Origin of the sequence: Kitasatospora purpeofusca (assembly GCF_000718025.1) — a bacterium.
In the GTDB taxonomy this organism is placed as follows: domain Bacteria; phylum Actinomycetota; class Actinomycetes; order Streptomycetales; family Streptomycetaceae; genus Kitasatospora; species Kitasatospora purpeofusca.
This window is the reverse complement of sequence record NZ_JODS01000127.1, coordinates 1-239: the sequence shown is the minus strand read 5'-3', so window position 1 is coordinate 239 and position 239 is coordinate 1. Positions and strand designations below refer to the sequence as shown.

Annotated in this window: 1 protein-coding gene; it reads left to right on the top strand. The window is 67.4% G+C overall.

The genetic code is table 11. The features are described from left to right. Nucleotides 1-21: 21 nt before the first annotated feature. A partial coding sequence (locus IF01_RS0141035; RefSeq protein ID WP_030398707.1) for an Hsp20/alpha crystallin family protein occupies nt 22-239 on the top strand: 218 nt, incomplete at its 3' end.

Here is a 239-nt window from a genome sequence, read left to right as displayed (position 1 = left end):
GATCAGTGGAGGTGTTTCGCGATGCTGATGCGCACTGACCCGTTCCGCGAACTGGACCGGCTGACCCAGCAGTTCCTGGGCACGAACGGAACCTGGTCCCGGCCGGCCCCGATGCCGCTGGACGCCTGCCGTGTCGGCGACGAGTACGTGATCTGCTTCGACCTGCCCGGGGTGGACCCTGAGGCGATCGACGTCGACGTCGAGCGGAACATGCTGACCGTCAAGGCCGAACGCCGCCC